The sequence below is a fragment of the Microbacterium sp. B19 genome (genome assembly GCF_000333395.1).
Classification (GTDB): Bacteria; Actinomycetota; Actinomycetes; order Actinomycetales; family Microbacteriaceae; genus Microbacterium.
In genome coordinates this window covers 1-954 of the sequence record NZ_BADA01000243.1, presented here as the reverse complement: position 1 = coordinate 954, position 954 = coordinate 1, and the positions used below count along the sequence as shown (strand labels likewise).

The following is a 954-nucleotide window of genomic DNA, read 5'->3' as shown; positions in this document are numbered from 1 at the left end:
ACACTGTGGGCGTACCCGGGCGACGGCGACGGCTTCAGCGACGCGATCACGATCTTCCCCGACCACGTCGTGGCACGTCTGAACGCCGCGGCGGTGGTCGCTCTGCTCCTGCGGCGCGACCGTACGGGCGAAGGTGGCCGTGTCAGCTCGGCGCAGGTGGATGCGATCTTCGGAGCGATGGCCGAACACCTGGCCGCGGCGGCCGCCACGTCGGGCAGCGGGCCGCGGGCGGAAGGCAACGACCGTTCCGGCGACGCGTTCCGCGGTGTCTTCCCCGCCCGAGGGGACGACGACTGGGTCGTGGTCGACGCCGAGGGGGATGCCGCCTTCGCCGCGGTCGCGACCGAGATCGGCCGTCCCGACCTCATCGCCGACCCCACCCTCGCGACCGCCGCCGCCGGCCACCGTCCAGCCCTCCACGGAGACGGGTTCGAGCTCGCCGGCGTCGACGAGGTCGCGCACGGCGGCGAGGACCGCGGGACGATCGCGGATGCGCCAGTAATCGGCGAGGTCGGCCGCGGTGGCGACGCCGTAGGCCACGGCCGCGCGGCGGATGAGCTCGGGAATGGCCTCGGACCGCGGCACGGGGGAGCCGAGCGCCTCAGGCGGGAGCACGTCCTCGGCCAGCGCGTAGCGCCGCTCGAATCCGCGGCGCCCGGCGATCGCGACGTCGCCCATGAGCCACAGGCGCTCGAGCCCGTTCTTCACGTCGTCCCAGCCCCACCAGGAGCCGCGCGACCCCGCCCGGGCGTCGTGCTCGATCTCGGCGGGCCGCAGCGGCCCGCGCGCCGTGAGTTCGTCGCGCAGCCATTGCAGCAGGCCGGCGTTCGCGCGGGCCCAGTCGTCGTCGCCGTACTTCTCGCGCGCGGCGTCGCGGCGGAACTGCAGCAGGGGCCAGTCGGCGACGTCGACGAGGGATGCCACGTGCGCCCACGATTCCACCCACCGGGGGCG

General features: G+C 75.1%; 2 pseudogenes. One reads left to right on the top strand and one right to left on the bottom strand.

The annotated features are described in order from the left end of the window. Window positions 1-69: 69 nt before the first annotated feature. Window positions 70-351: pseudogene (locus tag I5G_RS27255) on the top strand (CoA transferase); the annotation flags it as partial. A gap of 66 nt (window positions 352-417) precedes the next feature. On the opposite strand, the pseudogene I5G_RS27250 reads toward I5G_RS27255, so the two are convergent. Next, window positions 418-942, bottom strand: a pseudogene (locus tag I5G_RS27250) (crosslink repair DNA glycosylase YcaQ family protein); the annotation flags it as partial. Between the last annotated feature and the right edge of the window lie 12 nt (window positions 943-954).